Consider the following 25923-nt stretch of genomic DNA (forward strand, 5'->3'; position numbering starts at 1 on the left):
CGAACGGCACGGCCGCACCGACCTAACGGGCGAACGTGCCGGTCGTAGCCCGGGGTGTCAGGATTCCTTCACGGTCGCGCCGTGGAATGCCGCGACGAGTGCTCGCAGCTCGTCGGCGCCCTGTTCGCGGAGGGCGGTGAGCTCCTCCCGCGCCAGCCGGGCATCGGCTCGGGCTTGCTCGACCTCAGCGCGCATCCGTTCGATCTCGGCATCGGCCCGCGCCCGCAGCGCCGCCTCGGCGTCGAGCCGCGCGCGGGCGCCGGTCAGATCGTGCTCCGCTCGCTGCCGGGCCTCCTGTTCGCCGGCCAGGGCGTCGGTGGCCACCGTGGCCTGGCGGGTGGCGTCGTCGCGGGCGCTGATGCAGGCGCTCAGCTCGGACCGGACGGCGACGAGCTCGGAGCGCCGCTCCTCGGACTCCGCCCGCCACTCCTGCGACCGTGCCTGCGCCGCGGCGCACTCGGCGTCGGCCCGCCCGGCCCGCACTGCCGCCTCCTGTGCACCCCGCTCGGCTTCGGCGGCCTGGCGGGCGGCCGCCGCCGCCCGTTCCTCCGCGGCCTGGCGGCCGGCAACTGCCTCCTCGACGGCCTGACGCGCAGCGCCGAGCGCCTCGGTGGCCTCGAGCGCCTGCCGGGCGGCGGCCGTCGCCCGCTCCACGGCGGCGGTGCGCTCCTCGACGGCCCGGGCGCTCCGCTCTCGCGCCTCACGGGCCTCACGCTCCGCCCGCTCCCTCGCCTGCTGCGCCTCGACCCGCGCGGCCTCGGCCTCCGCTGCACCCCGGTTGGCGGTCTCGACGGCGGTCAGGGCGGCACCCTCCACCTCCTCCAACCGCGCCATGACGGCGTCGAGCGCGGCGGCCAGTTCCGTGACGGGAGCGCGCACGGCGTCGACGTGCTCACGGAGCCGGTCGGCGTCGAGCCGGAACGAGGAGCGCCCCGAGTCGAGGCCCAGTGCGTCGAGGGCATCGCGCTCGGCCCGGGCCATCTGCGCACAGGTACGGCCACCGGGCCACCGGGTCTCCCGGCAGAACGAGCGGCGCCGGCCGCCCTGGGGACCGGGCGGCGGCAGCTCTGCCCGGCACTTGCTGTAGCCGCAGCGTGCGGCCTCGTCGATCATGATCCAGAGGCTATCAGTTCGACGTTTTCAAACCGATGTACCGGTTTGTAGTTCGGCGAACCGAACTGGCTCCCAACGAAACCTGTGTTTTGTTGGTGTGGGCGGGCGGTTGGCGCGCCTGAAGACTGGGAGGGTGTCGGTCTCGTTTTGGCTCAGTGCGCTTGGCAGCGGCGGCTCAGCACACTTGGCAACGGCTCAGTCATCTTGCCCACGGTTTCTTACGCAGACTTGACATCTCCCACCATCCGCAGTCGGCTCAGCGGCAGGGCGGCAGGTGACCTATCGGTCATCCGCGATCGGAGCGCTAGACACCACAAGCCGCAGTGGTGGCGCCACGTACTCGGCTCCGCCCCCATGCGATCGGGTGCGGCCAGCGGTGAACGAGGGCGAACTTCGACGTACCGGTAGACGAGAGAGGTTGGAAGTGCGTGCGAGGCAACCCGGGCCGCAGGACCGGGAGTCGCAGGAACAGGAGTCGCTGCTGCAGGAGCCGCATCTGGGACGGACTGGGACGCGCCGACCCTGTCGTATGCCGGCCGCCGTCCGCGGACGCCGTTCGTGTACCGAGTGGCCGAGGTAGCCGGGCCGGCGGTCCAACGGCTCGGGATGCCCACTTGTTGTAGTACATCACCGTGCCGTGCCGGTCGACCATGGTGACACCGAGACCAGTTTGTTCGAGCAGCCGATCCGCCCACTCGCCCAGCGCCCAGTCCGCGCCGATCCTTTGATCGGGGACCTTGGAGATCAGCATGCGTTGTCATTCAGCCTACTGAGATCGCCTCATAGCGTCACGGTACTCAAACCGGCACAAACATCAGCCTTCGGCTTAACCGAAGGCCGACTCGCGAAATGACTCATTGTGCGCACGGCTGCGGGCGTCCACGCTTGGTTCAGTGCCGGATACCGGCCAGGGAGCTGAAGGCGTGCACGACAACACGGGCATCTAGGTCGATCCGGATGGTGCCGGGCTGCGCGCGGGATCCACGACAGGTAGGACGACCGATCTCATGCGTCCATCGAACCAGTACTACTGAGTCCAACGTCTGATCACTGCTGACTCCACGTTGGGGGCCAGCTGCGCACAACCATCATCCAATAACGCCTCGGCGACGACAAACGATCGGGATGAATCGGACGATAGGGTGAAACCTGTTTAGCGAGTGTCGGACTTCAACCCCACGAATACTGGACTAGAGAGTTCAGCCTGGTTAGCTTGGTGTGGACTGCGGCGTCCCGCCGGACCGCAGGCCGGTGGGACTGAGCCGACGCATACCAACGGGAATGCGCGTAGGCGAGCCCCAGCGACATCGCGCCGGGCCTGGTACCGGTGCGCCCTATCAGCGTCGATAGCCCGCTAGGACTCCGTGACCAGTTCACTGCGTGGCCAGTTCACTGCAGTGCCACCCCTGACGGAATAACGGGAGCCAGATCCACCTCCACAGGAAGGAAGGGGCAAATGACCGAGGCAAACCTGAACCTGAGTGTCCAGCAGGAGCGGGCGGATCGGTTCCGTGCACGGCACGCGCAAGTCCCGCTGGTGCTGACCAACGTGTGGGACGCCGGGAGCGCGCACATGATCGCCGCTGCCGGGGCCGCGGCGATTGCCACGTCCAGCGGGGCCTCGTCCTGGTCGGCCGGAGTTCCGGACGGAAACCAGCTGTGCGTCGAGGACGTACTGGCGGCAGTCCGCAATATCGCGGCTGCGGTGGATCTGCCGGTCTCGGCCGCCGTGGAGGGCGGCTACACCACCACGCCTGAGGGGTGCGGATGAACATCACCCGGTTCCTGCAGGTCGGCATCACCGGGGTCAACATCGACGACTCCGGCTCTCCCGACGGTGCGCTATTCGAGGTTCCGACTCGGGCCGCTCGGATCGCGGATCTCCCAGCACTGGCCTCAGAGCTCATCGCGCGGTGTGGTTCATGAGGCAAGACGGGAGCGAGAGCAGCCAATTCCGATCGGCGACTGAGCCTGCGGGCAGTAACGCAGCGGGCAAAGAACCCAGAAGTCGAACCGAAAGAACGACAAACGGGCAGATTGCCCTGTTTCCTTGTGCAGTCAAGAAGGAGGATCATTCATGTCTCGCCTGAACATTCCTACCCGCGATGAGGCTCCGGAGGCCACCCACGGCGCACTCGACGCCATCGGCAAGCAACTGGGCTTCATCCCGAACGGCTACCGACTCATGGCATCCAGCCCGGCCGTGCTCACCGGTGTCACCGGTCTACAGCGCGAGCTCAGCAAGACCCTGGATGCCACGACTCGCCACTACATCTCACTGGCAGTCTCGGAGGTCAACGCATGTGCCTATTGTGTCTCAGCGCACAGCCATACCGCGGGTACGTTCGGCAAGGTGCCGGCCGCGGAGATCGCACTCGCCCGGAAAGGTAGCTCGAGCGACCCCAAGCGCGCGGCAGCAGCGCAGTTTGCCAAACGAGTGACCGAGACACGCGGGAAGGTCACGGACGCCGATCTCGCTAGCGTGCGCGATGCCGGTTACACCGATCCCCAGATTATCGAGATCATAGCCCTCTCTGCCCAGTTCCTCTTGACCAACTTCGTCAACAACGTCGCTGAGACCGAAATCGACTTTCCCGAGTCCGAGGCCACCGTCGCCTGATCACTACCCGGCTAACCACACACGGGCGGCGTTACCCACTCGCTCTGCACGTCCAACTTGGTCCCTGGAAAGACGAGCGGCCCGCACAGGCGCTCTCAAGGCGCTCTGTACGGGCCGTAGAGCCTCGTGCTCAGCCGGGGCCCCACTCCTCCTCCTGCTGCCGGACCGACGTTGCGCTCCGGCATCGAAATCGGTGACTGCCGCGCCGGCAGGGCGGGGTCTGAGGCATCGCGGTGGCCATCACGAGACCGTCCGGCAACCGCTGTCCGGCGGCGAGGCGACCGGTACGCACCGCGTCGTGCAGGGTGCTCTCGAGCTGGGCCCGGCGTGGTCGTCCGGGCCGCGGACGTCCGATCGAGAGGAGGATCTCCGGCCCAGAAGTGGTACCCATTTGTGCGATCGATTTGGAACCTAATACGGGACCGATTGCTGGCTAGCGTGATCGGCATGGAGCCAACCACCGCGAGCGCCGACGCTGTGATGGTGCGCTTGTGGGTCCGTGAGATCGAACATCCGGAAGCTGACGATCATGTCGTGGCGTTGCTGGCGGACCTGCGACCGAACACCGCTGACCTGATTGGGGCTATCGCGGCGGCGGCGGCGCGAGGAGTGCGTTATCTGGGTGCGTACGAGCGGAACGGGCGACTCGCAGCGGTGGCCGGCTGGCGGGTCATGGTGAACACGCGCGGGCGGGTGCTCTACGTCGACGACCTCGTGACCGATCCGGCGAGGCGAGGCGTGGGCGCCGGCGGCGCGTTGCTCGCCTGGCTCGAGCGGGCGGGCGTCGCCGAGCGCTGTCGGGCACTCGAGCTGGACTCGGGTGTGACGCGGAGCGACGCGCATCGCTTCTACGCCCGCGTCGGCCTGTCCATCAGCGCTTTTCACTTCGCCAAGCCGCTCGGTGCCGGTCACGGACGTTCAGGAAACGAGAGGAGCTAGAGCATGATCGACGCCGATATGCGGCTGATCGTGGCGGCCGCCAAACTCACCTTCGTCGCCACGGTGCGCCCCGACGGCTCGCCCAACCTTTCGCCGAAGGGATCAGTGCGGGTGTATGACGACGAGCACCTGGCATTCATGAACATCGCCTCGCCTCAGACGATCGCCAACCTCACCGCGGACCCGCGCATCGAAATGAACTCGGTGGACGTCCTCCGGCGCCGGGGCTATCGGTTCACCGGAACCGCGGCGATTCATGGTCGCGGAACACCGGTTTACCAGTGGTTACACACCTGGCTGCTCGATCTGAACGGACCGGGTTACCCCGCCCACGAGGCTGTCCTGGTCCACGTCGATCAGACCCAACCGATCACATCACCCGCTTACACCTTCGGCGGCGCGGAGGAATCCGCCCTCATCGCTGAATGGTCCGCCAAGTATCAGGTCGTTCACGGTGAAGAGGAGCAGGTGTGATGCGTGCCGCTGGAGTGCGTGAGTTCGGTGGTCGGGTCGAGTTGCTCGATCTTCCCGACCCCCGTGATCCCGGTCCGGACGAAGTCGTGATCGAGGTCGCTGCGGCCGGCGTTGGCAACTGGGACGACATCGTGCGCACCGGTGCGTGGAACGTCGGGCTGACACCGCCGATGGCGCTCGGCGTGGAGGTCGCCGGCAGGGTGATCGCGGTCGGCGCACGGGTCACGGGTCTCCGGCAGGGCGATGAGATTCTCGGTCACCCGCTGCAGCTTCGTGAACAGGGTTGCTGGGCGGAGTACGTCGTCGTGGATGCCGCTCTGGTCGTGAAGAAGCCTCTGGGCGTGTCGTGGGAGGTCGCGGCGGCGTTCCCCGTGCCGGCACTGACCGCGAAACAGGTCCTCGCCGACTCGCTCAAGCTCGCCGAGGACGAGACAGTGCTCGTGCACGGCGCCGGCGGGACGACCGGTGGGCTGATCGTGCAGCTCGCCGCCCTGCGTGGGGCACGCGTCATCGCCACCGCCGGACCGTCCAGCGTCGATCGGACAGCGCAGGCCGGAGCGGGCGAGGTGATCGACTACCACGACAGCAGGTGGCCCGAGCGCGTCCGCGAGCTGACCGGTGGCGTCGGCGTCGACGCCGCCGTCAACACCGTCCGCGGTGGGAGTACGGACGCCGTCCTGGCGGTGCGGGACGGCGGTCGGATGGCGACCATCACCGGCGACCCGCCGGCGGACGATCGCGGCATCAGCGTCGCCGACGTCTATGTGCGCCCGAACGCCGCTCAGCTCGCGGAGCTCTGTGCGCTGCTGGGGACTGCTCGGCTGAGCCTGTCGGTCGGCGCCGCGCTGCCGCTGGTTGAGGCGGCGACGGCGCTGGAGCGCGCCGTCGCGGGCACCACGGGCGGTCCGGTAGTGCTGCTCGTCTAGCCGCGCGTACCGCGCAAGGACCTGGCCTATGGCGGCAATGACGCCGCCATCGGGCGAGGATCACCTACGGCGCGAATACCCTGGATTCCTGTCCCTACCCGGGACTGGCGCGGGAAACATGATCGGGTTCGGAACAGGGATTTGCATAAATGTATGTGGCATCGATCGGAAAGCCGCCGCCGGCCATCAGTGACTTGACGCAGCAGCGCGCCTGACGGTCGGGGCGATACATTCTCGTCCGACCGGGTGCCTCTGCACTGAATTACAATAGCCGATATCGTCCACAGAATGACACAGAGTGTGGCGGCGAGGACTGGATACAGGGAGGCGCCTGATGAAGGCGATTGTGGTGACGGATGAGACCGCGGGAACGGCCGGGATGACGCTGGTGGAGCGGCCCGAGCCGAAACCGGCGATCAACGACGTCGTTGTTCAGGTTCATGCGTCGGGATTCACCTCGGGTGAGCTGACGTGGCCCTCGACCTGGACCGATCGCGTCGACCGTGACCGAACACCGTCGATTCCCGGACAAGAGCTGGCCGGAGTGGTCACCGCCCTCGGCTATGGCACGACGGGGCTGTCAGTGGGACAGCGGGTGTTCGGCCTCACGGACTCGTATCGCGGCGGAGGGCTGGCGGAGTACGTGGCGATCGAGGCACGCAACCTCGCACCGCTGCCGGGCGACGTCGACTTCACGGTGGGCGCGAGTCTGCCGATGCCGGGTCTGACCGCGTGGCAGGGACTGTTCGAGCACGGCCGCCTTCAGGCGGGGCAGAGCGTGCTCGTGCACGGCGCGGCCGGCTCAGTCGGGTCGATGGTGACTCAGCTCGCACGTGAGTTCGGCGCGTACGTCATCGGCACCGGACGCGCCGTCGACCGTCAGAAGACTCTCGACTTCGGCGCGATGGAGTTCGTCGACCTTGAGAACGACGCCCTGAAAGACGTCGGCGGCGTCGACCTGGTGTTCGACGTCATCGGCGGCGACATCCAAAAGCGGTCCGCAGGCGTGATCCGGGCCGGAGGAACACTGGTGACCATCGCCGGCCCGCCCGAGGCGCGGCCCGCGCACGGCCTGGCGGTCGACTTCGTTGTCGAGGCCGATCGTGCCCAACTGGGTGAGATCGTCCGGCGGGTACGTGACGGACGGCTGCGGACGAACATCGGCAACATCGCAACCCTCGACGATGCCGTCGCGGCCTTCAATACGACCGAGCGGATCAGCGGACAGACGATCATCCGCGTTCGTCCGTGAGGACTTGGGGACAGCGACAGGTACTGCCCTCCTCGTGGATCAGCGTCAGCCGCGTAACCAGGGCGGTGAGGGGCCGATTTGGTCCGCCGCGGATTCGGGATGCCAAGCTGACCGGGTGACCATCCGCCTCATCCCGTCAATGAACCTTCTCTAACCTGTGTTCGGGGCGGGTGGTTGAGGTGAGGGTCGGCCTCCGGGCGTGAAGGTCGGGTGGCCCGGCGGGGTCTCGCTCCCGGGCTCGGCAAGCCGGGGCCGCGGCGGCGGCACAAGCTCACCGACGAGGTACCCGCCTTCTCCGAGCAGCTTCTTTGACGTGGTGAGGGCCATCGTCGGCCGCGCTCTACAGGGCGACCGCGGCAGTCAGACTTCGGTCAGAAAACTTCACGCATGCGCTCAACCGTCAGACGATACTCGACTCGATGGGCCAACTGACGCCCTGAAGCGCTGAGCCCATGAGCGAGGGCGTGGCGGCCGCCGATCAAGTCAATCGCTTCTCCTATGCACCTCCATGTCGTACTGTGTCCTGTTCGGCTCCCGCGCGCAATAGGTGACTCGCTATTGCCAACGTTTGCTCTGACAGTTCGGTTCGTCTCCGGCTGCATAGGATGAGGTTGCGGCGCGCCCAGGAGTTGGATATCGGAATCATCACGAGGTCGAGCGCGCCGCCCCAGCGGGCGGCCACGAGGGCGGGAAGCACAGCTATGCCGACGCCGGCAGCTACTGCTCGGCAGACATCTTCCGAGCTTGGGAGGCGTGCGCGATAACGCGGGCGCAACCCGAGTGGTTGACTTCGCCCGATGAGGTGCTCGTCCAGCGGCCTGCCCTCCGCGTAGCCCACGAATGGATGACTCAGACATTCGCTAAAAGCGATTTGCGTGCGCCCGGCCACCGCGTGCCCGCTGCTTGCTACCACGACAAGTGGGTCGGGCCGTACAGCCGCCGTCTCCAACTGTCCTACATCCACGGTGTCACCGATGAGGCCGAGTTCGGCGTGGCCGTTGGTGACTGATTCGACGATTTGCTGAGCGGGAAGCTCCTTCACCACGATGTCGATTCCGGGGTGGCGTTTCAGGAATTCGGTAGCCGCCGAGGGGGCAAAGGTTTCGGTCGCCGAGGTGTTTGCCAGCACGACGACAGCCGATGGCATGCCGTCGGCGAACGGTGTCAGTTCCGCATCCATCCGAGCCAATTCGGCCAGAACCTGACGAGCGTGGCTGACGAGCACCCACCCGGCCGGCGAGGGTGTCACGCCCCGTCGATTCCTGATCAAGAGTCTGGCGCCGAGAGTTCTCTCCATGCTCGTGATCCTGGCGCTGGCTGTTGCGAGCGCCAGGTGCGCTCGCTGGGCGCCGTGCGTGATGCTGCCCGCGTCGACTACCTGCAGGAACAGGCGTAAGTCGGTTAAGTCGTAGGCCATCCATTCGATGGTAGCGGGTAGCGGAGCCTTCGGACGCCCCGAAGGCTGGAAGCAATTATCCCGCATTGCGCGCTCTCCCGCATTGGCGCAGACTTCGAGTCGAGGGGGAAATCCCGGGCCCCGACCACAATCACTGCAGAGGCGGGTGGTGTGACGGATAACTCCAACCTGCCCCAGGTTGAGAATAACCAGATATTTCTTGGCTGAGTCTTGGATGAGCGGGCCGATCGACTGCTCGAACACGCTGGCGTCGGCGTCACCGCCATGACTGTGAAGCAAACGCCCGCTACTGCAATAAGTGAGCCTTGGAACACCTTGACCGTAACTCAAATTACGGCGGCGAGGACGTACGAAACAGGCATCGGCGCGCCATTACCAACCTTCGCTTCAATGCCGTGATCAAGCTATTCGAGGACGACCGGGGCCGACCCCGTTGGTACGTCGCCCGGCCTTATGACAAGACGACGATACTTGTGACCGTGTCGCCCATCTTCGTCTCGGACGAAATTGTCATATCCTCGCAAATTGTCTTACTCAAAGACGAAATCCAAGAATTGAGACAAAGCGGGCGAGAGTAATTTGAGCGAGAGATTCTTCCGAGCAGGGCCGACTGGTCGTGGTGGGCCCGGCCGGACAGGGCAAGACCGTGCTGGCCATCCAGTTGGTGGACTCGCAACAGCGCGCCTAGCTGTAGTCCACATCTCCCTGGGCGTCGGGCAAGGCGGCGATCTCCGGCGCCCGGCGGGCGATAAACCCCGCCGGAAAAGTGCGCAAAGAACTTCTGCGTCAGTCGCTCCGCGGCGAGGCCACGCTGCCCGGCTGACGATGTGCGAAATCCGATCGAGACAGGGATAGGAATGCGGAACTACGACAACCTCTACATCGACGGTGCGTGGGCGACACCGAGCAGCCTTCAGACGATCACGATCGTCTCGACGGACAGCGGGCCGATCGGCACGATGCCGCTGGCGCAGAGGGCCGACGTCGATGCCGCGGTGGACGCCGCCCGGCGGGCGTTCGAAGGTCCTGCCGGGTGGGCCCGGCTCACCCCGGCCGCGCGGGCGGAGGCGCTGCACTGCTTCTCCGACGCCGTCGACGATCACGGGGCCGAGTTCGCCCGCGGCTCGGGACCGGCGACACCCCAGCCGGCCGCGGCGGCTTCACCGGCACAGTTGCTCCGTAGCTGCGACGACGTCATCGACAACCTCCACACCGTCGAACACGTCTGCCCTGCTCGCGGGCAGGTCGGGGTGGTCGGGGTGGTCGTGCCGTGGAGCTTCCCTCAGATGCAGGGCTTCATCACGATCTGTACGGCACTGGTGGCGGGTTGCCCAGTGGCGGTCAAGCCGACGGCCGTGGTGACGCCGTACTCCGAGGCGGTCTTCGACGACTTCCTCCCCGACTATTTCCTGCTCGCCGAGGCAGCTGTCGAGTCCAGGCTGCCGGCCGGAGCGCTCAACATCGTGCCCGGCATTCCCGCCCTCGGTGCCTATGTGGTCACCCATTCGCGAATCGACAGGATCGCCTTGACCGGGCACCGCTGCCGTTCCCCGGTCATCCGTCCGCCCGGATGGACGGACTCGCTGGCCGGACGCATCAGCGAATGGACAGCGACTCGGCCCGGCAGGCCGTCGCGGCTCCCGGCATGACCGGTCGCGGGCTCGAGCGCGGCACCCCCGGCTACCGGCGGCTGGGTGCGGCCATGTGGTGCGCCGGCCTTGCCATGTTCGTGCTGCTCTATTGCGCGCAAGGGGTGCTACCGAATCTTGCGTCGCAGTTCGCACTGTCCTCGTCGACCTCCAGCTTCGCTGTCTCCGCTACCACGGGGGCGCTCGCCATCGCCGTCGTCCCGCTCTCGACGCTGGCCGAGCCCTGGGGTCGGGTGCGGGTGATGACGATCGCGCTCGCGGCCACCGCCATATTGGGAGTGCTCGCTCCGCTGGCTCCGACCTTCGCGGTGCTCGTCGCGATCCGGGCGCTGCAGGGTGTGGCGATCGCTGCACTTCCCGCCCTCGCGATGTCACACATGACGAGCGAGGTGGCCCCGCGGTGGCTCGGTAGCGCCGTCGGGCTGTTGATCGCGGGCAACACCCTGGGCGGCCTCTCCGGGCGGGTGATCGCCGGCGCCGTCGCCGACGTGGCCGGCTGGCGGATCGCCCTCGGTGTGATCGGCGTGCTGTCGATCGTGTGCACCGTGGTGTTCCGGCTGCTCCTGCCTCCCGCCACCACCACGTCCCCTACGCGGGTGCGGTTGCGCGAGCTGGGTCCGCTGGTGCGCGTGCACATGCGGGACCGCGGCCTGCTCTGCCTGTTCGGCGTCGGGTTCCTGATATTGGGCGCGTTCATCACCGTCTACAACTACCTCGGGTTCCGGCTGCTCGCCGCGCCCTTCAACCTGCCGGCCCAGCTCGTCGACCTGATCTTCCTCGCCTACATCGCCGGAACCTGGGCCTCGACGGCGGCCGGCCGCCTGGCTGACCGGATCGGACGCCGGAAGGTGATGTGGGCCGCCGTGCTCGTCACCGTGCTCGGCGGCTGGGTGACGGTCCCGGACAACCTGTTCGCCGTGCTGGCCGGACTCCTGCTCGTCACCGCCGGGTTCTTCGGCGCCCACTCCGTCGCCAGCAGCTGGGTCAGCCGGCGCGCGAGGCTGATGCCGGGTGGGTCCGCCGGTGTGGCGTCGTCGCTGTACCTCTGCTTCTACTATTTAGGCAGCAGCATCGGGGGCGCTCTCGGCGGCGTCGGCTACGACGAGGCCGGCTGGTTGGGGATGGTGGTCTACATCACCGGGCTGCTCACCCTGGCCCTGCTCCTGGCACTCGCACTGCGACGGATCCCCAGCCCGACGGCTGTCGCGACGACGTCCTGACGATCGTGCAACGCGTCGGGGGCCGCATGATCGTACTCACCTTTCGCGGCCCGACCCGTTGGCCGCGCGGTAGTCGATCGATTCGAGGAAGTCGAGCAGCGCCGCGGTCACCTGCTCCGGTTCCTCCTGCTGCACCCAGGGACCGGCGTTCTCGATGATCACGGAGCCACGATGGTCGGTGAGCCACTCGTCCTGCTTGTCGGGCGGGCGATTCACGAGCACCGGGTCGAGGGCGCCCGCCCTGCCGGCTTACGCGCATCACCTGCCAAGTCGGTCTCGGCATATCAATCGCCGCGGCATCTGGTTGACCCGAGTGACGAAGGAGGGTGCCTATCGCATTGCTCTGTCGTGGATCTAGGGGATCGATGCGGTATTTCAGAGTTCCGCCACTACCTCCCGCAGGTACATCTCCAGCTGCCTGATCGATGCGGTCACGCCTCTCGTATCGAGCCGGCAGGTGTAGAGACGACGGACGAGTGTGGGTTGCCGCATGGGCAGAACCGCGACGCTCGGCGGAGCGTCCAACAGCAACAACCGCGGCAGCAGCGCGACGCCGAGACCCGCCGCGACGAGATTGAGCGCAGTGCGGAAGTCCATACCATCGAAGTCCAAACGATGTCCGCTTCCCCGGTCGCCGTCGAGGGGCGACGCTGCCAAGTCGCGGACGTCGACCGCGGTGCTGATCCATGCGTCCGACGGCAGGTCGGCTGGGGTGACACTGTCAGTTCCGGCCAGGGGATGACCGACGGGAAGGACGACCATGATCGGATCGTCCATGAGGTGCTCTTGCGTGAGCCCGGCGGGCACTGGCCCAGGAGCGTGTTCGTAGTCGAAGGTGATGGCCAGGTCGATCTCACCTCGGAACAGCAGCGCATGCGTTTCGCGCTGCTCAAGTTCACGGAGTGTGATGTGAACTGCCGGATGGGTCGCACGCAGGCGTGCGAGCGCAGGAGGGACGATGGAGGCTGCCGCCGAGATGAACGCGCCGAGACGCACCTCGCCGCCGGTTCCGTCCGCGAGCGCCGCGAGCTCGGTGGCAGCGCGACTCATCGACATGCTGATCGCGGCCTCGGTGTCGAGAAGGGCCTGCCCGGCCTCGGTCGCACGGACGGGCCGCCGGACCACGACTCGTGCACCGACCCGTCGTTCCAGTTCCGCAACCTGCTGCGAGACCGCGGACTGGGTGTAGCCCAGCTCCTCTGCGGCAGCGGCGAACGAGCCGAGCCGCACGACAGCCGCAAGGGTCACCAGATGTCGAGGATCGAACAACCAGGACATGAAGTTAAGGATAGCTTATCGGCCAAGAAGAAATCATTGCTTGTGCTAATCCAGAGGTGTGACCGACGCTTGACGCATGGACTTCACGCACTTCGACACCGCGATCAACAAACTCCCCCGATGCCGGGTCGGGTTCTACCCCACTCCGTTCCACGCCTTGCCCAACCTGTCGGCGGCGTACGGGATCAACCTCTTCATGAAGCGCGAGGACCTGGCAGGACCTAGTGCGATCAGCGGGAGCAAGCTGCGCCTGGCCGAGTTCATCCTGGGGCGGGCCCTCGAGAACGGAGTGACACACGTCATCACCCAGGGCGAATACCTGACCAACTCGGGTCTGCAATTCGCCGCCGCCTGCCTGAGAGTAGGAATCACGCCGATCCTGGTGCTGACCCGGAACGTGACCCGGCATGGTGAGCTCGGCGAGTTCCGTGGCAACTATCTGCTCAACAAGACGATGGGTGTCGAAACCCGCGTCATCAACGTCAGCGGCAACGTCTGGCGTTCTCCGGGCGAGGCTGCGCGGATCACCGACGCCATCGCGGTGCGCAAGGCCGAACTTGAAGCGCAGGGGCACGAGGCCCTCGTTGTCGGGACCGGTGGTGCGCACCCCGACGGCCTCATCGCGCACGCCCTGACGTTCCGGGAGATGCTTGAACAGTCCGATGCCGCAGGGGTCGAACTCGACTACGTTTACCACACGATCGGTACCGGGACCGCGCTGCCGGGGATGCTGGCAGCCAAGCTGAGTCTGGGACACCCGGTGAAGTTCCGGTCGATCTCCATCCAGCGGTTCAACGACGGAGACCGGATGAACCCCGGCGTGATTGTCGAACGGACCAAGGCGGTTCTGGCCACCTTGGGCGCGCCCGTACCCGACGACGCGACGATCCGCGCCGAGATCGACATCGACCAGCGTTTCATCGGCGAGGACTACGCCGTCGCGTCCGCCGAAAGCACAGCAGCCATCCGCGAGCTGGCCCGAACAGAGGGCGTCTTCGTCGGCCCCGTCTACACCGGCAAGGGACTCGCAGGATTGCTCGACCACGCCCGCAGTGGGCGAATCCCCGCCGACAGCAACGTCGCGTTCCTGCACACCGGAGACACCGGCAACCTGTTCGAAATTCCCCAAGTTGTCGGCCACATCGCCGACTGAGCCCGCAGCCTATCAGCCACGATCACCCTTGGCCCGCAACGAAAACCCAACCTGGCAACGACCTCGATCACCATCGCAATCGCCCTCAATCGTTACGTGGCCTGCGCTCACAAGCAGTCCCGTGCACCACACCACCTCAATCCACGAGGGTGGAGCTTGCCCTTCATCATGGACGCCTGGACACTGGGATCTTGCGGTTCGCGAAGAAATAGCACCAGTTGGGAAGCGAGTACACGAAGCGGCACACCGAGGAGTTCAAGCGGGACGTGATCGCGCTCGTCGATTTCTCGAGCAGGACGGTCACCGCCTTCGCCCGGGAACTCGGCATCAGCTCCGAGTCGCTGCGCGGCTGGTACCGCCAGGTGAAGGCGGACCGGGGCGAGCGCGGGTCCGGCGAGCTGACCAGCTCCGAGCGCGAAGTGCGCAAGCGACCGCGCAGGGAGGTCCGCGAGCAGCAGCAGACGATCGAGATCCTGAAAAAGCGACGGCCGCTTCGGCGGTCCGCGACCGACATCGCGCAGGACGTGGCGACCGGCGGCGCCTACCGCCGGTCTGGCCGTCCGGAGTGTGCCGACATCGAGGACCGAGGTGTCCGACGTAGAAGTAGTTAGGCTGGATGTTCGTCGACGTGGGCGTGGAGCGCAGGAACCTCAGCAGCTACTCAAGGGTTCCCTCGGGAATGGTCTTGTTGGGGTCGAAATAGCTGGTGAGGTTTTGTCATCCTGGTCACCAGGCTGAGTGGACCCATGCCCAGTGGGCGAAGAGCCTGAGGTACTGACGGGCGATGCGTTGCCAACACGCCAGGCCCTCGACCTCTACCTCGACGATCCCACCGCCTGGCACGACCTCAGACCCCCGACGAACTAACGACCAGAACCACTAGCCATGAGCGGGCGGATGCCCGGGTAGTTGTCCGTTGCGTAGAGCCGGTCACGGGACCTGGCGAGCCCGGCACGGACCTCGCGGATGTCGAGCCGGGTGAGCCGGCCGTCGCGCTTGACGAACTCGCCGTCCACGAGGACGGTGTCCACGTTCAGCCCGCTGCCGCAGCCGACCAGAGTGGCGACCACGTCGCTGACCGGCCACAGGTTGGAGTCGGTGGCCCGGACGAGGATGACGTCGGCCCGCTTGCCCGGGGTCAGCGACCCGACCCGGTCGGCCAGCCAGCAGGCGTGCGCGCCATTGATCGTCGCCGCCTCGAGCGCGTCCTTGGTGGAGAAGTGCAGGTCGGCGGTGTGCATGACCTCGCTGCCTGTCGCGTACACGCGCTGCGCCTGGACGGCGCGCTCCGCCCACAGCGCGGCGCGCATCTCGTCGAACATGTCGCCACTCGCGGCGATCACCGAGTCGGTGCCGAGTGCCACCCGCACCCCGGCGGCACGCATCCGGCCCGTCGCCGGGGTGCCCATGCCCATCGCCATGTCGGCGGACGGGCAGGCTGTGGCATTCCCGCCCGCTGCGGCGAGCAGCTCGAACTCGGCGGGGCTGGTCGCGCAGCAGTGCACGAAGTTCATGTCGGCACCGAGCAGGCCGGCCTCGGCGAGCTTCTTGATCGACTGGTCATGCGACGAGGGGCGGCCTTCCGGTGTGCCGACGTGCATCGACATGGGGACGCCCAGTTCGCGCGCAACGGCGATGTCGGCGGCGGTGATCTCCATTGTGGTCGCCTCGGGGCCCTGTAGACCGAGGGCGAAGGTGAGGCGGTCCTCGGGGTCGGCGAACAACTGCCTCCGCACCTGCCGAGCGTGCTGCCACACGTCGCCGGCATCCATAACACCCTTGGACTCGTTCGGCCTGCGGGTCATGGACGAGCCGTAGGCGAACAGCGCGCGGATGCCGCTGCCGCGCAGCGCGCGGATGTCGGCTTCGGCGTGGTCCGGGGTGTTGATGATGTGGCACCAGTCAAGGACGGTGGTGACGCCCCGGTCGAGAGCGTCGGCGGCGCCGGCCAGTGCGCAGTCGTAGACGTCTTCCGGCGTGTAGTGTGCCGCGATCATGGGCCGTTGGGTCTTGATCAGGTCCAGGAAGACCTGGTCCATGGAGTCGCCGCGGGTGCCGGTCTGCCAGAGGTGACGGTGGGTGTCGACGAAGCCCGGCATAGCGATCATGCCTTCGGCGTCGAGGACCTCGTCGGCGTGCTCATCCGACAGGTCGGCGCCCACCGCGACGATCTTGTTGCCCTCGATGAGCACGTCGCCGACCCTGAAGTCGCCCACCGCGGCGTCGACGCTGATCACGGTCCCGCCGCGGATGAGAATCCTGCGCATCCGTTCTGCTCCTTCTTGCTTTTGGTCCTTGTCTTCTTTGCTGGGGTTAGCGGCGGTCCCGCAGTGGGCGGTCGCGCCCGTAGGTGCCCACGACGGCGAGGATCACGACGCCGAGAAGTATCTGCTGGGCGGACGCGCCGAAGCTGTGGCCGACCAGGATGGTGGTCAGCACGATGAGGATGAGCGACCCGGGCACGGTGCGCCGGTAGTCACCGATCGCTCCGACCAGGGATATTCCGCCGACGATGACCGCTGCGATCGCGAGGAACAGGTACTGGTCTCCGATGTTCGGGTCCCCGGTACCGCTGCACGCGGCGAGCAGCATGCCGGCGATCGCCGAGCAGACTGCGCCGGCGGCGAACGTGACAACCCAGACGAGTTCGGTGCGCACCAGGGCGAGTTGAGCGGCGCGCTCGTTGGCACCGGTCGCGACGAGCTTCCTGCGACCCTACCGACGTAGATGGTTCCCGCTGTCTGCAGCGGTCGTCCTGGTTGATCCCTTGACGGTGAAGCTACTTCTGCAGGAAGGACTGCAGCATAGCCGTCACTTCCGTCGGCCTCTCCTCGTTCACAAAGTGGCCCGAACCCTTCAGGACTCGTCCCTGGACGTTCACGGCGTACTCACGCCACTGGTCGGCGATCAGCGAACCGCGGGTGCGCTCGCCACCGATCGCGAGGATGGGCATCTTCAACTTGCCCTGAGTCAAGAACTCCTTGTTCTGTTGAACATCTGTGCGGAACGCACGGTACACACTCACCATGGCCGTCAGGCGGCCGGGCTCCTTGAGAAAGTGGGCGTAGAAGTCAAAGTCCGACGACGTGAACGGCGACTTATCGCCCGCCACATACTCAAGCATCAAGTCCTCGACGAAGACACGTTCGTGACCGGCGATGAGTCTTTCAGCGAGGGGCAGCTGGAACAAGCCGAAGTGCCACGGCGCGGGCTGATTCGGGTCGGCGTTGAGCACGGGGATGTGGTAATAGCTCTCATCCGGGATGGGAGCTTCCATCACGGCCATGCTCCGCACTTCCGACCGGAACTGCGCCGCGTAGGCGTAGGCGACCACCACACCAACATCGTGGGCGACTACCTGGACGCCGTTGTTGAGCCCCAGCTGCGTCAGCAGCTGATGCAGGTCCTTCGCCAACTGCGCTGCGTCGTAACCACCCTCGGTGACCTGGGACTCGCCATAACCACGCAGGTCGACGGCGATCACCGTGTGGGTCTTGGAGAGCGGGCCCATCTCCGGCCGCCACTCGGACCATTCCTCGGGGAACCCGTGGATCATTACCACAGGCGAACCTTTGCCACCCCGCACGTAGTGCATACGAAAGCCATTGACTTCCGCGTATTTGGACTGAAAACCAGCGGGTGGTTGAGACTGCGGATAAGGCGACGGCGACTGCACCGCCACGGAGTCACGCTCGTGGGTCTCGGCCCATGCTCGGGGGCTCAAAGTCGCGGAAACCACCAGGAGGGCCACCAAGGCCGCGGCGAAAGCGAATAGACTGTTGGCCTTTCCTATTCCGATGTCCATTATTCTCCTACCTGAAACCGGAATCTTGGTATACGTCACCAGACGCGTGTGTACGGTGAACTGGCCCACTCGATAATTTCACTTTCCATGCTCAGGCTGGGCCGGATGGAAAAGTACCGTCGGACTATGCTCCCGTCCCCCGTTCGTTCGCCTCAAGGCTGGTTGAAGGCGGGTATCGGCTGTCGGCCGCCAGCCGAGGGGGCGCAGAGATGGCGTCAGAATCCGATGTGCGCTCACGCCCGAACCTGCGACCGCTCGAGCCGGGCGAGTTCCATGAACTACACGTGCACGGCGTCGCTGGGAGCGGATTGGCCATCTAGCCATAGAGCGTAGTTCAATATAGGTCCCGCATTGCCGCCGCCCTAAGAGCGTCAGCTACTTTCCGACATTCGTCCCGCGTTAGTTGGACTGATACGTTCCGGACTGTCAAGACAGCGAACGGATCGTAGTCGTTAACATTGACGGTCAAGAGCTCCGATCCTGTCGACGTTGATATTACTACATTGGCCTTCATAGTGAAGATACCCTCCGTGCGCGGCGACGGCCGGTGAGTCGTCAGTCTCCGGAGGCCACTTTCGGCACCTCGCGGTTCATCCGATACTTTGAGGTCGGGGGCGAACAGGTCGGGGGCGAACACTCGGCGCGGCTCGTCGTGCATGTTGATCATCCGGCTTCGCTCCGGCCGAGCACGTCGTCGCTCTCGGGCGCTGCGTGGTACCGCTTGAGGTACTCGCCCGTGCTGCACAAGCCATCGCTCCAAACATAAGTATCGAGTGCGTCGAGTCGACTGACATGCCTCTCCTGCCGGGTAGGCGGTGCGCGTCTTGTATCCATGCACCGTGTAGCTCCAGAATCAGCTGGCTGCGGCTAATCTGTCCAACAGGTCCGACTACCGTTGACATCTTCGAAGGCGTCGGTGCGCGCGAGCGCCTACCCTCACAATCGAGTCGGTCGCTAGCTAGGTGGCTGACGGCTCCGGAATGTCAATGTCGGTATCCATGACGTTGTTCAGGAAGTTGGTCATCGAGAACTGGACCGTCAGCGCCACGATCTCGAGAATCTGAGAGTCCTTGTAGCCGACCTTCCTGACTGCATCGAGATCGGCGTCGCTCACCTTGCCGTGAGTTTCGATCACCTTCTTGGCGAAGGCCACGGCCGCGCTCCGCTTGGGGTCGGAGGCCCGGCCCTGCTGGAAGAGCTCGATCTCCTCCGCTGGGATTCGACCGAAGTTCGTGGCGGTGAACGTGTGGATCGCCTTGCAATAACTGCAGCCGTTGACCTCGGTGACCGCATGCGCGATGCCATGCTTGGTGATCGCGTCAAGGGTGCGGCTGAGCGCGGTCCCAAGACCACTCACCCCGTTGAGTACGGCCGGGCTGAGGGACAGCGCGCGATGCATGTTCGGGATGAAACCCAGTTGCTTCTCAATCGCTTTCAAGACGGGCCATGACGCTTCGGGAATGTCCTGGTCTACTGGAAGTGGGATACGGGACATCGATTTCTTCCTGTCGTGCATTGTCGCGGCCGGGTTGGGCCGCGGCGGGGTGAGTAGTTTTTCGGCAGGGTCTGGAGCAGCTCGCTGCTTTGCGACGCCAGGACTGTGCAGGCAATGCTCCGAATTGAATCCAGAACGCTCGTGACGGGCACCCGTCCTGCTGGCTCCTCCCGGCCGGTCTCCGGGAACCGCCGCAGGCTCTCCGGCCCCTCGCCGGCGAACACCGCGGCGGCCACCCGGCAACCTCCCGCCAGAGCCCGAAGATTCCGGGGTCAGGAGCCTGCTCAGCCACATCCGCCCGATTTTCCTGAGTACGACGGCGGCCCCTCGTCGACGCCACGCTGAAGAGCGGGTCCGTCGCCGAGGAGCCGCCGTGGCGCACACGTGTCAGGCAGGCTGCCGCACGGCCGTCCCCTGGTTGTTGTCGATCAGGTAGCGCCAGACTCCATCCGCGCCGCGGCGCAGGACATCGCTTGCCGTGCCATGGAAGTGCACGTGCTCGCCGTCGGGACCGGTGCCGTCAATTGCCCAGTCCAGAATGATCATGGCGATGCTTTCGTTGGTGAACACATGGCGCGTGTTGGCTTTCAGCAGGCCGAAACTGACCAAGTGCTTGAGATCGGCGGCCATCTCGGCGTGACCGGTGACGGTCCGCCCGTCGGGCTTGACGAGCATGACCTCCGTCTCGTACAGGGGCAGCAGCTCGTCGACCTTGCCGGAGTTGAATCGCTCAACCAGCGCCGGGACCATGTCTTCGGGCTTGGTGGGCAGTGAGAATGACTCGGACATTTCGGTCTCCCGTTCGTGTTGGTTGAACTGCGATGCGGTGCGGCTCGGACAGCGGTGAGCCGTGCCCTCGAGTGCCCGGCGCTCCTCATTCGACATCGACGCACCCAAAGGGTCTGCTCATCGACGAGCCACTCAGGTTCAGGGTTGCCCCGGTCATTTGCCCCTTTTTTCCTGTGGAGGTGGATCTGACTCCGGTTGGCCGGCCAGGCGCGGCACTGCAGTGAACTGGCCACGGAGTCCTAGCTGCTATCGACGCTGATAGGCGCCAGCAGGTGAGGAGGGGCGGTTCGTCGAGTTTGGCTAGTTCCCGCGGGACACGATCCAAGCGTCGCCTAGCGCCAATGGGCGCACAATGCGGAATAATTCGAGTTAGCCTATGTGTGAGACGAAGGCACATGATGGAGACCCACCTCAGAGCGGACCTTGGTCTGGCACAGCAGCTCCCGCAGCCGGGTGACCAGCGCCTGCGGCACGCCGTTCCACCGCTCGAAGAACGCGTATACCGTCTCGCACGGCGGGAAATCGACAGGGACGGCACGCCACTCGACCCCGTTCTGGCGTGCCCACGGCTCGAGTACAGACCACTGCTTATCGGTCAGGTCTGACGGGTAGCGCGGCACGCGGTCATGGCACAGGCAGTCCGTGGACGCGCAGCGAATAGCGCTCAGGGCAGTAGCAGGGTAAACAGGCATCAAGACCCCTCGCGCAGGAGCAGGGGTCGGTGATCACCGAGGTCGCCTTGTGGGGCCACCGATCGCGGTGAGGGTGACGATGACGGCGATCAGGTAGCCGGTAGCGGCAAGGATCATGGGCAGCCGCAGGTGCGGCAGGTCCGGGCCTGACGCCCCGGGCCGCTGCAACGCGGTGCTGCCGAGCAGGGCGACGCCGAGCGCTCCCCCGGCCTGGCGCGCGGCGTTGAGGGTAGCCGCGCCGAGTCCGGTCCACTGCGGCCGGAGCCCGGCCATAGCGACCCCGGTCATCGCAGGCATGCACAGGCCGACACAGCCCGTGATCGCGCCGAAGACCGCCAGCGCCAGCGTCCCCGAGTGGTCGCCGAAGGCGGCCAGCAGGCACGTGCCGAGCAGCCCGCCGGACAGCCCGAGCGCCATGGGCAGCCGGGGGCCGAACCTGCTGGTGACGCGACCGGAGAACAGGGCGCCGAGCGCGGTCACCGCGGTCAGCGGCAACAGTGCCACGCCGGTGACCGCGGCGGACTGGCCCAGCGTGCGCTCCAGAAAAATGGTGATGCAGAACAGCACGCCGTAGAGACCGAAATTGAACAGCAGCCCGACTCCGGTCGCACCGCTGAATGCGCTGCTCCTGAACAGTGCCGGCGGCAGCATCGGCTCACTTACACGGTGCTCGGCCACCACGAAGCAGGCTCCCAGTGCCACGGCGACGGCCAGTAGGCCCAGCACGAGCGGCGAGCTCCAGCCCAGCGTCGACGTCATGGTCAGCGACGCGGTCAACGCGACAAGAGAGGCGACGGCGAGCAGCTGGCCACGCAGATCGGGCCGGGTCGCGGCGTGGCGCGGTATCTCCCCGGTGCGCGCGGCGATGAGGGCTATCGACACCGCGGAAACGGGCACCACCACGAGGAAGACCGAGCGCCAGCCCAGCGCCGCGACCAGCCATCCGCCCATCACCGGGCCGGCGGTCAGGCCGATGCCCGAGACACCACCCCAGATACCCAGCGCGCGAGCCCTGGCGATGGGTTCCGGGTAGAGGTGCGCGATCAGTGCCAGCGAGCACGGCACCACCGCTGCCGCACCGATCCCCTGCACGGCCCGCGCCGTGACCAGCGTGGTCGCGTTGGGCGCCGCCGCGCATACGGCGCTGGACACCGCGAACAGCGCGGCGCCGCCCTGGTAGACGCGGCGCGCTCCCCAGCGGTCGCCGAGGCTGCCCGCGGTCAGCATCAAGGCTGCGAACGCCGCGGTGTAGGCGTTGAGCACCCACTGCAGGGTGATCACCGATGCTCCCAAGCCCCTGGTGATGTCCCCGGTCGCGACGTTCACCGCGGTGGCGTCGAACAGGACCAGGAAGAAGCCGAGGCAGATTCCGGTCAGCGCGAGCCCGCCGCCGCGCTCGGTGCGGATCGGCATAGTCGGGTGAGAATGTGCAGTAGCCATCGTGATTCATTATGGCTACCGAAAGATAGCAGGTAAATGCGAAGTGTTATCAGATAGGGTTCGCAAGCGCCGAAGGCTTGACGTGCCTTGGACGTATCACCAAGACAGGGGCCGTCAATGGACCTCATCGATCTCGACCTTGTGACGGCGGTCGCGGAGACAGGCAGTATCACGCACGGCGCGGCCCGTGCCCGGCTGTCCCTGCCCTCGGCCAGCGGGCGCATCCGAAGCCTGGAGCACACCCTGGGCGTGACGCTCTTCGACCGTGGCCGCCGCGGAGTCGCCCTCACGCCGGCAGGACAAGTGCTGCTCCGCCATGCCAGGTCCGTGTTCCACGCGATCGGCCAGCTGCGCACGGAACTGGACGAGTACGCGCAGGGGCACGGCGCCACCGTCCGCGTTCAGGCCAACACCGCCGCCACTGAGAGCCTCATGCCCGCCGTCGCCGTCTCGTTTCTCGCCCAGTATCCGCACGCTCGCATCGACCTGGAGGAACGGCCGAGCCACCGCATTATCGCGGCCGTGGCCGAACGCCGCGCCGATATCGGAATCGTCGCCGACTCCGTCGAACTCGGGCAGCTGGAAACCCGGGTGGTCCGCCCGGATCCGCTGGTAGTCGTCACCCTCTCCAACGACCCGTTGGCCCGCCTGTCCCGGGTGCCGTACGCCGACGTGCTCGGCCGCGCGTTCGTCGGCTTGAACGTCGCCAACCCGTTGCAAGAGCACCTGGAGACGCACGCCCAGCCGCTGGGCACCCAGCCCAGGTATCGTGTCCGGCTGCCCAGCATCGACGCGACCTGTCACGCCGTGGCCGGGGGAATCGGCATCGCCATCCTGCCCTGGTACAGCGTGCGGCGCCGGCTCACCAGCGGCACCTTGGCCGCCATCCCCCTGGCCGAACCATGGGCGGCCCGGCGGCTGGTCGCCTGCTTCACCAGCGACCGCGATCTCTCGGACACGGCCCGCGCACTCCGCGACCACCTCCTGGCCCACGCCGACGACATAGACGACATAGACGAACCGCAATCAGGCGGCGAGTGGGGGTAGGAATGCTCGCTCAGATGGGCGCGCGAACAGGTCGGTGATCGCGGCGACTGTCCAGTCATCGACGTCAGTCCATCTGTACGGCCTAGCCCCTCTATCAACAGGATCTGCGAGGCCGGCGGTTTCCGCCGACCCGTTTCCGGTTTTCTGTAACCGCCGTTCTCTGTTTGTCGCGGGCAACACCTCGGCCGGCACCGTGTCGATAACCGACTGCTGCGCGATCGCCTGGGCCGGCCGGCTGTTGTCACCAGTGACCATGGCAACCTGCAGGCCCGTCCGGTGCAACTCGGCGACGGTGTCGGCGGCGCCGTCGTTGGGGGTGTCGGCAACGGCCAGCACCCCACGGACACCGCATCCGATTGGTGTCCGTGTGGACGCTCGCCCCGGCACGCCGGGGCAGTGCGATCGTCGAGTCACCGGGCGGCGTCCGCGGAGTCCCCAGCAGGCTCGAGGACATGCAGGGTTGGCTCCGCTCCCTCGTCCACAGGCGTGACCGGCCGCAGAATTGAGCCGGCGGCCACGACGACGGTCGGACCGCCGAGGGCGCGGGTCAGCGGGGCCAGACCGAGGTTGTCAGTCCAGTCGATGTCGATCACGGCGACGCGGGCGGTCGCGCCGATGGGGCGGCTCACCAGGATGCGCCCCTGGTCCTCGGCGACCGGCAACAGCTCGGCCCCGAGTTCTCGAGCCACGACGTGAGCCAGCACCGCGGTGTCCGCCGAACTCCAGAACGCCACGACATCAGGATCGTTGGCTCGCAGCACTGCTGCGAGGGCCTTGCCCAATGCCTCGGGGACAGCAGGCGAGTCGAGTGTCTCCGCCACGGTCCCGTTCGTTGCAGCGACGCGAAGGATTCGCTGGTCGTACTCAGCCATGGTCGAACATCTTCCTTTCGCGGTGAAGCACCTGTTCGGTGGAGAAGAGGGGCGGCGACGCTCTCGACGACCTGCGCTCCCCGGTTCTCGAGAGCGGTTGTCACTGCTGGCGAGACGTCGCCCAGGGCGGCGACGACCGAGGGCGCCGTAGGTCGACATCTGCTCCAGGAGCACGAACAGCAGACCGGTGTGCAGCGCCAGGGTCGTGACCAGCGGCGCGTCCGCCGGTGGCGCAGCGAGTCGATCGGTCTCGGTCGGCACTCGCTCGGCGAGGAGGGTCGCAACTCGGAGTGGTCATCTCGGATCGATCGGCGTGCGCACGCCGGCGCGAGCTTCGATCTCCGCGGCGGCTTCCAGACAGAGATCTTCGCGGTAGCGGCCGGCGATGAGCTGCACGCCGATCGGCAGACCGTTGGCCACGCCCGTGGGCACGGCGATCGACGGCAGGCCGAGCACCGGCACTGCGAGCTCCGTCGACTGCGCGCGCATCACGTCCTGGAAACTCGGTACATCGACCAGGCGGCCGAGGCGGAACGGCGGCTCGGCGCAGCTATGGGTGAGGATCAGCGGCCGCTGTTCGAAGAAGAGCTGCCACAAGCCCAGCAACCGATCGCGCTCTACCATCGCCTCGACCATGTCCTCCGGTCCACAGCCGGAAAAGACCTCAAGGCAGAGACCCACCCAGGTGCGGGTGGCGTCGTCACCGTACTTCGCGACGCTCGCCGCGTCCCCGATCGTGTCCCCCATGGCCAGCCGCGGCCACAGGTCGATCACGGCACCGAACTCCGGCGGTGCGATCTCTTCGACGATGTAGCCGGCATCGGTGAGCCACCCCGCAGCCTGCCGGATCGCCTCTGCCACCTCAGGCGCGACACCGCCGCGCCCGGCCGGGTCGATCACCATCGCCACCCGTATCGGTTTCTTCACCGGCGGTCCCTCGAGCGGCACGTCGACCCAGCGATTGTCGTACGGACTACCCACCGACATCGCGGCCAGCGCCGCGCGCGCGTCGCGCACCGTGCGCGTCAGCGGCCCCGGCACGGACATCAGCGCCGACGACACCTTCCGCCTGCCTGTCGTGGTGAAATTGAACCGAGGGATACGGCCGTAGGTCGGCCGCAAACCGACGAGGCCACAGCAATACGCCGGGAAACGCACGGAACCAGCGATGTCGCTACCCTGGCCGATCGCGCCGATCCCAACGGCAGTCGCCGAGGCCGCGCCACCGCTGGAGCCACCGCAGGTGCGGTCCTTGTTCCAGGGGTTGAGCGTCTGCCCATGCAGATCGTTATCGGTGAACCAGCCGATCGAGAAGGCCGGCACGTTGGTACGACCGACGATGATCATGCCGGACGCGCGCATGTTGGCGATCAGGGGATTGTCGCGGCTCGCCATCCGGCTCTTGTAAGCGACCACACCATCATCGGTCGGGCACCCTGCCTGGTCGGCATTGACCTTGGTTGTCGCCGGCACGCCGGATAGCGGTCGCACCGCGTCGCCCCGCGCCAGAGCCCTGTCGGCCTCGTCGGCAGCGGCCAGCGCCTCCTCGTGCAGCGCCAACGTGACGGCGTTGATCGCCGGGTTCGCCTCGTCCAGCCGCTCCAGCGTGTCGGCGATCACCTCGCGCACTGAGACTTGCTTCGTGCGGACCAGCGCCGCGGTTTCGACACCGTCGAACTTCCACAGCTGTGCCATTGCCCCACGCCTACTTTCTTTCCACTCGCCTCAGAAGAACCGCGTGC

General features: G+C 66.6%; 23 protein-coding genes and 1 pseudogene. 11 read left to right on the plus strand and 13 right to left on the minus strand.

Going from position 1 to position 25923, the window contains the following annotated elements; translation table 11 throughout:
- Positions 1–57: 57 nt before the first annotated feature.
- The gene (locus ACQPZQ_RS24485) at positions 58–1113 is read right to left on the minus strand and encodes a response regulator receiver protein (protein ID WP_433284364.1); all 1056 of its coding nucleotides are present in this window, start codon (positions 1111–1113) and stop codon (positions 58–60) included.
- Between the two features lie 1456 nt (positions 1114–2569).
- Here ACQPZQ_RS24485 and ACQPZQ_RS24490 point away from each other — a divergent pair.
- The 6 genes from ACQPZQ_RS24490 to ACQPZQ_RS24515 all read left to right on the plus strand — a co-directional run bounded on the left by ACQPZQ_RS24490 (position 2570) and on the right by ACQPZQ_RS24515 (position 7324).
- On the plus strand, positions 2570–2884 hold the full coding sequence (locus ACQPZQ_RS24490) for an isocitrate lyase/phosphoenolpyruvate mutase family protein (protein ID WP_433284366.1): 315 nt from the start codon (positions 2570–2572) through the stop codon (positions 2882–2884).
- 306 nt (positions 2885–3190) lie between these two features.
- On the plus strand, positions 3191–3733 hold the full coding sequence (locus ACQPZQ_RS24495) for a carboxymuconolactone decarboxylase family protein (protein ID WP_433284368.1): 543 nt from the start codon (positions 3191–3193) through the stop codon (positions 3731–3733).
- A gap of 447 nt (positions 3734–4180) precedes the next feature.
- Complete coding sequence (locus ACQPZQ_RS24500) at positions 4181–4672, plus strand: GNAT family N-acetyltransferase (RefSeq protein WP_433299345.1); 492 nt, start codon at positions 4181–4183, stop codon at positions 4670–4672.
- Positions 4673–4675: 3 nt separating this feature from the next.
- Positions 4676–5146, plus strand: a complete 471-nt coding sequence (locus ACQPZQ_RS24505; protein WP_433284369.1) for a pyridoxamine 5'-phosphate oxidase family protein — start codon at positions 4676–4678, stop codon at positions 5144–5146.
- Positions 5146–6072 carry an NADP-dependent oxidoreductase gene (locus tag ACQPZQ_RS24510; protein ID WP_433284371.1) on the plus strand — a complete coding sequence of 309 codons (927 nt, stop codon included), beginning with the start codon at positions 5146–5148 and terminating at the stop codon, positions 6070–6072. The genes ACQPZQ_RS24505 and ACQPZQ_RS24510 overlap by 1 nt, the downstream gene beginning before the upstream one ends.
- 334 nt (positions 6073–6406) lie before the next feature.
- A complete protein-coding gene (locus ACQPZQ_RS24515) occupies positions 6407–7324 on the plus strand; it encodes an NADP-dependent oxidoreductase (protein WP_433284373.1) in 918 nt (305 codons plus the stop codon).
- 496 nt (positions 7325–7820) lie between these two features.
- On the opposite strand, the gene ACQPZQ_RS24520 is transcribed toward ACQPZQ_RS24515, so the two are convergent.
- Entirely contained in the window at positions 7821–8741 is a 921-nt protein-coding gene (locus tag ACQPZQ_RS24520; RefSeq protein WP_433284375.1) for a LysR family transcriptional regulator, read from the minus strand.
- Between the two features lie 857 nt (positions 8742–9598).
- On the opposite strand from ACQPZQ_RS24520, the gene ACQPZQ_RS24525 reads away from it, so the two are divergent.
- Positions 9599–10390, plus strand: a complete 792-nt coding sequence (locus tag ACQPZQ_RS24525; RefSeq protein ID WP_433284377.1) for an aldehyde dehydrogenase family protein — start codon at positions 9599–9601, stop codon at positions 10388–10390.
- Entirely contained in the window at positions 10345–11610 is a 1266-nt protein-coding gene (locus ACQPZQ_RS24530; protein ID WP_433284379.1) for an MFS transporter, read from the plus strand. Before ACQPZQ_RS24525 ends, ACQPZQ_RS24530 begins: the two co-directional genes overlap by 46 nt.
- 36 nt (positions 11611–11646) lie before the next feature.
- Here ACQPZQ_RS24530 and ACQPZQ_RS24535 read toward each other — a convergent pair whose 3' ends face one another.
- Complete coding sequence (locus ACQPZQ_RS24535; RefSeq protein WP_433284381.1) at positions 11647–11832, minus strand: hypothetical protein; 186 nt, start codon at positions 11830–11832, stop codon at positions 11647–11649.
- Positions 11833–11985: 153 nt separating this feature from the next.
- A complete protein-coding gene (locus ACQPZQ_RS24540; protein WP_433284383.1) occupies positions 11986–12888 on the minus strand; it encodes a LysR family transcriptional regulator in 903 nt (300 codons plus the stop codon).
- A 76-nt stretch (positions 12889–12964) separates the two neighbouring features.
- Between ACQPZQ_RS24540 and ACQPZQ_RS24545 the strand changes: the two genes are divergently transcribed.
- Positions 12965–14041 (plus strand): 1-aminocyclopropane-1-carboxylate deaminase/D-cysteine desulfhydrase, encoded by a 1077-nt coding sequence (locus ACQPZQ_RS24545; protein WP_433284385.1) that lies wholly within the window; start codon positions 12965–12967, stop codon positions 14039–14041.
- A gap of 218 nt (positions 14042–14259) precedes the next feature.
- Positions 14260–14652 (plus strand): transposase, encoded by a 393-nt coding sequence (locus tag ACQPZQ_RS24550; protein WP_433284387.1) that lies wholly within the window; start codon positions 14260–14262, stop codon positions 14650–14652.
- Between the two features lie 252 nt (positions 14653–14904).
- Here ACQPZQ_RS24550 and ACQPZQ_RS24555 read toward each other — a convergent pair whose 3' ends face one another.
- From ACQPZQ_RS24555 to ACQPZQ_RS24580, 6 genes and pseudogenes are all read right to left on the minus strand, one after another.
- A complete protein-coding gene (locus ACQPZQ_RS24555; RefSeq protein ID WP_433284389.1) occupies positions 14905–16308 on the minus strand; it encodes an amidohydrolase family protein in 1404 nt (467 codons plus the stop codon).
- A 46-nt stretch (positions 16309–16354) separates the two neighbouring features.
- Positions 16355–16738, minus strand: a pseudogene (locus ACQPZQ_RS24560) (ABC transporter permease subunit); the annotation flags it as partial.
- Positions 16739–16820: 82 nt separating this feature from the next.
- Positions 16821–17723 carry an alpha/beta fold hydrolase gene (locus ACQPZQ_RS24565; RefSeq protein ID WP_433284391.1) on the minus strand — a complete coding sequence of 301 codons (903 nt, stop codon included), beginning with the start codon at positions 17721–17723 and terminating at the stop codon, positions 16821–16823.
- Between the two features lie 1081 nt (positions 17724–18804).
- Positions 18805–19341 (minus strand): carboxymuconolactone decarboxylase family protein, encoded by a 537-nt coding sequence (locus tag ACQPZQ_RS24570; protein WP_433284393.1) that lies wholly within the window; start codon positions 19339–19341, stop codon positions 18805–18807.
- 387 nt (positions 19342–19728) lie between these two features.
- Positions 19729–20226, minus strand: a complete 498-nt coding sequence (locus ACQPZQ_RS24575; RefSeq protein ID WP_433284395.1) for a YybH family protein — start codon at positions 20224–20226, stop codon at positions 19729–19731.
- Between the two features lie 629 nt (positions 20227–20855).
- Positions 20856–22235: an MFS transporter gene (locus tag ACQPZQ_RS24580; RefSeq protein WP_433284397.1), complete on the minus strand. Its 1380-nt coding sequence runs from the start codon at positions 22233–22235 to the stop codon at positions 20856–20858.
- A 144-nt stretch (positions 22236–22379) separates the two neighbouring features.
- On the opposite strand from ACQPZQ_RS24580, the gene ACQPZQ_RS24585 reads away from it, so the two are divergent.
- Positions 22380–23309, plus strand: a complete 930-nt coding sequence (locus ACQPZQ_RS24585; RefSeq protein ID WP_433284399.1) for a LysR family transcriptional regulator — start codon at positions 22380–22382, stop codon at positions 23307–23309.
- On the opposite strand, the gene ACQPZQ_RS24590 is transcribed toward ACQPZQ_RS24585, so the two are convergent.
- The 3 genes from ACQPZQ_RS24590 to ACQPZQ_RS24600 all read right to left on the minus strand — a co-directional run bounded on the left by ACQPZQ_RS24590 (position 23289) and on the right by ACQPZQ_RS24600 (position 25876).
- The gene (locus ACQPZQ_RS24590) at positions 23289–23645 is read right to left on the minus strand and encodes an HAD family hydrolase (RefSeq protein ID WP_433284401.1); all 357 of its coding nucleotides are present in this window, start codon (positions 23643–23645) and stop codon (positions 23289–23291) included. The two genes, ACQPZQ_RS24585 and ACQPZQ_RS24590, sit on opposite strands and share 21 nt — an antisense overlap.
- 74 nt (positions 23646–23719) lie before the next feature.
- The gene (locus ACQPZQ_RS24595; RefSeq protein ID WP_433284403.1) at positions 23720–24181 is read right to left on the minus strand and encodes a hypothetical protein; all 462 of its coding nucleotides are present in this window, start codon (positions 24179–24181) and stop codon (positions 23720–23722) included.
- A gap of 294 nt (positions 24182–24475) precedes the next feature.
- Positions 24476–25876, minus strand: coding sequence for an amidase (locus tag ACQPZQ_RS24600; RefSeq protein WP_433284405.1), 1401 nt, complete (start codon positions 25874–25876; stop codon positions 24476–24478).
- Positions 25877–25923: the final 47 nt, after the last annotated feature.

It is taken from the genome of Pseudonocardia sp. CA-142604 (assembly GCF_050948475.1).
GTDB classification, from domain to species: domain Bacteria; phylum Actinomycetota; class Actinomycetes; order Mycobacteriales; family Pseudonocardiaceae; genus Pseudonocardia; species Pseudonocardia alaniniphila.

Coding starts and splice junctions, on each gene's coding strand:
- ACQPZQ_RS24515 (WP_433284373.1), top strand. CDS start 6,407: ATGAAGGCGATTGTGGTGACGGATGAGACCGCGGGAACGGCCGGGATG.
- ACQPZQ_RS24485 (WP_433284364.1), bottom strand. CDS start 1,113: ATGATCGACGAGGCCGCACGCTGCGGCTACAGCAAGTGCCGGGCAGAG.
- ACQPZQ_RS24570 (WP_433284393.1), bottom strand. CDS start 19,341: ATGTCCCGTATCCCACTTCCAGTAGACCAGGACATTCCCGAAGCGTCA.
- ACQPZQ_RS24540 (WP_433284383.1), bottom strand. CDS start 12,888: ATGTCCTGGTTGTTCGATCCTCGACATCTGGTGACCCTTGCGGCTGTC.
- ACQPZQ_RS24595 (WP_433284403.1), bottom strand. CDS start 24,181: ATGGCTGAGTACGACCAGCGAATCCTTCGCGTCGCTGCAACGAACGGG.
- ACQPZQ_RS24600 (WP_433284405.1), bottom strand. CDS start 25,876: ATGGCACAGCTGTGGAAGTTCGACGGTGTCGAAACCGCGGCGCTGGTC.
- ACQPZQ_RS24580 (WP_433284397.1), bottom strand. CDS start 22,235: ATGCCGATCCGCACCGAGCGCGGCGGCGGGCTCGCGCTGACCGGAATC.
- ACQPZQ_RS24520 (WP_433284375.1), bottom strand. CDS start 8,741: ATGGCCTACGACTTAACCGACTTACGCCTGTTCCTGCAGGTAGTCGAC.
- ACQPZQ_RS24545 (WP_433284385.1), top strand. CDS start 12,965: ATGGACTTCACGCACTTCGACACCGCGATCAACAAACTCCCCCGATGC.
- ACQPZQ_RS24585 (WP_433284399.1), top strand. CDS start 22,380: ATGGACCTCATCGATCTCGACCTTGTGACGGCGGTCGCGGAGACAGGC.
- ACQPZQ_RS24490 (WP_433284366.1), top strand. CDS start 2,570: ATGACCGAGGCAAACCTGAACCTGAGTGTCCAGCAGGAGCGGGCGGAT.
- ACQPZQ_RS24495 (WP_433284368.1), top strand. CDS start 3,191: ATGTCTCGCCTGAACATTCCTACCCGCGATGAGGCTCCGGAGGCCACC.
- ACQPZQ_RS24575 (WP_433284395.1), bottom strand. CDS start 20,226: ATGTCGAATGAGGAGCGCCGGGCACTCGAGGGCACGGCTCACCGCTGT.
- ACQPZQ_RS24510 (WP_433284371.1), top strand. CDS start 5,146: ATGCGTGCCGCTGGAGTGCGTGAGTTCGGTGGTCGGGTCGAGTTGCTC.
- ACQPZQ_RS24530 (WP_433284379.1), top strand. CDS start 10,345: ATGGACAGCGACTCGGCCCGGCAGGCCGTCGCGGCTCCCGGCATGACC.
- ACQPZQ_RS24555 (WP_433284389.1), bottom strand. CDS start 16,308: ATGCGCAGGATTCTCATCCGCGGCGGGACCGTGATCAGCGTCGACGCC.
- ACQPZQ_RS24525 (WP_433284377.1), top strand. CDS start 9,599: ATGCGGAACTACGACAACCTCTACATCGACGGTGCGTGGGCGACACCG.
- ACQPZQ_RS24500 (WP_433299345.1), top strand. CDS start 4,181: ATGGAGCCAACCACCGCGAGCGCCGACGCTGTGATGGTGCGCTTGTGG.
- ACQPZQ_RS24505 (WP_433284369.1), top strand. CDS start 4,676: ATGATCGACGCCGATATGCGGCTGATCGTGGCGGCCGCCAAACTCACC.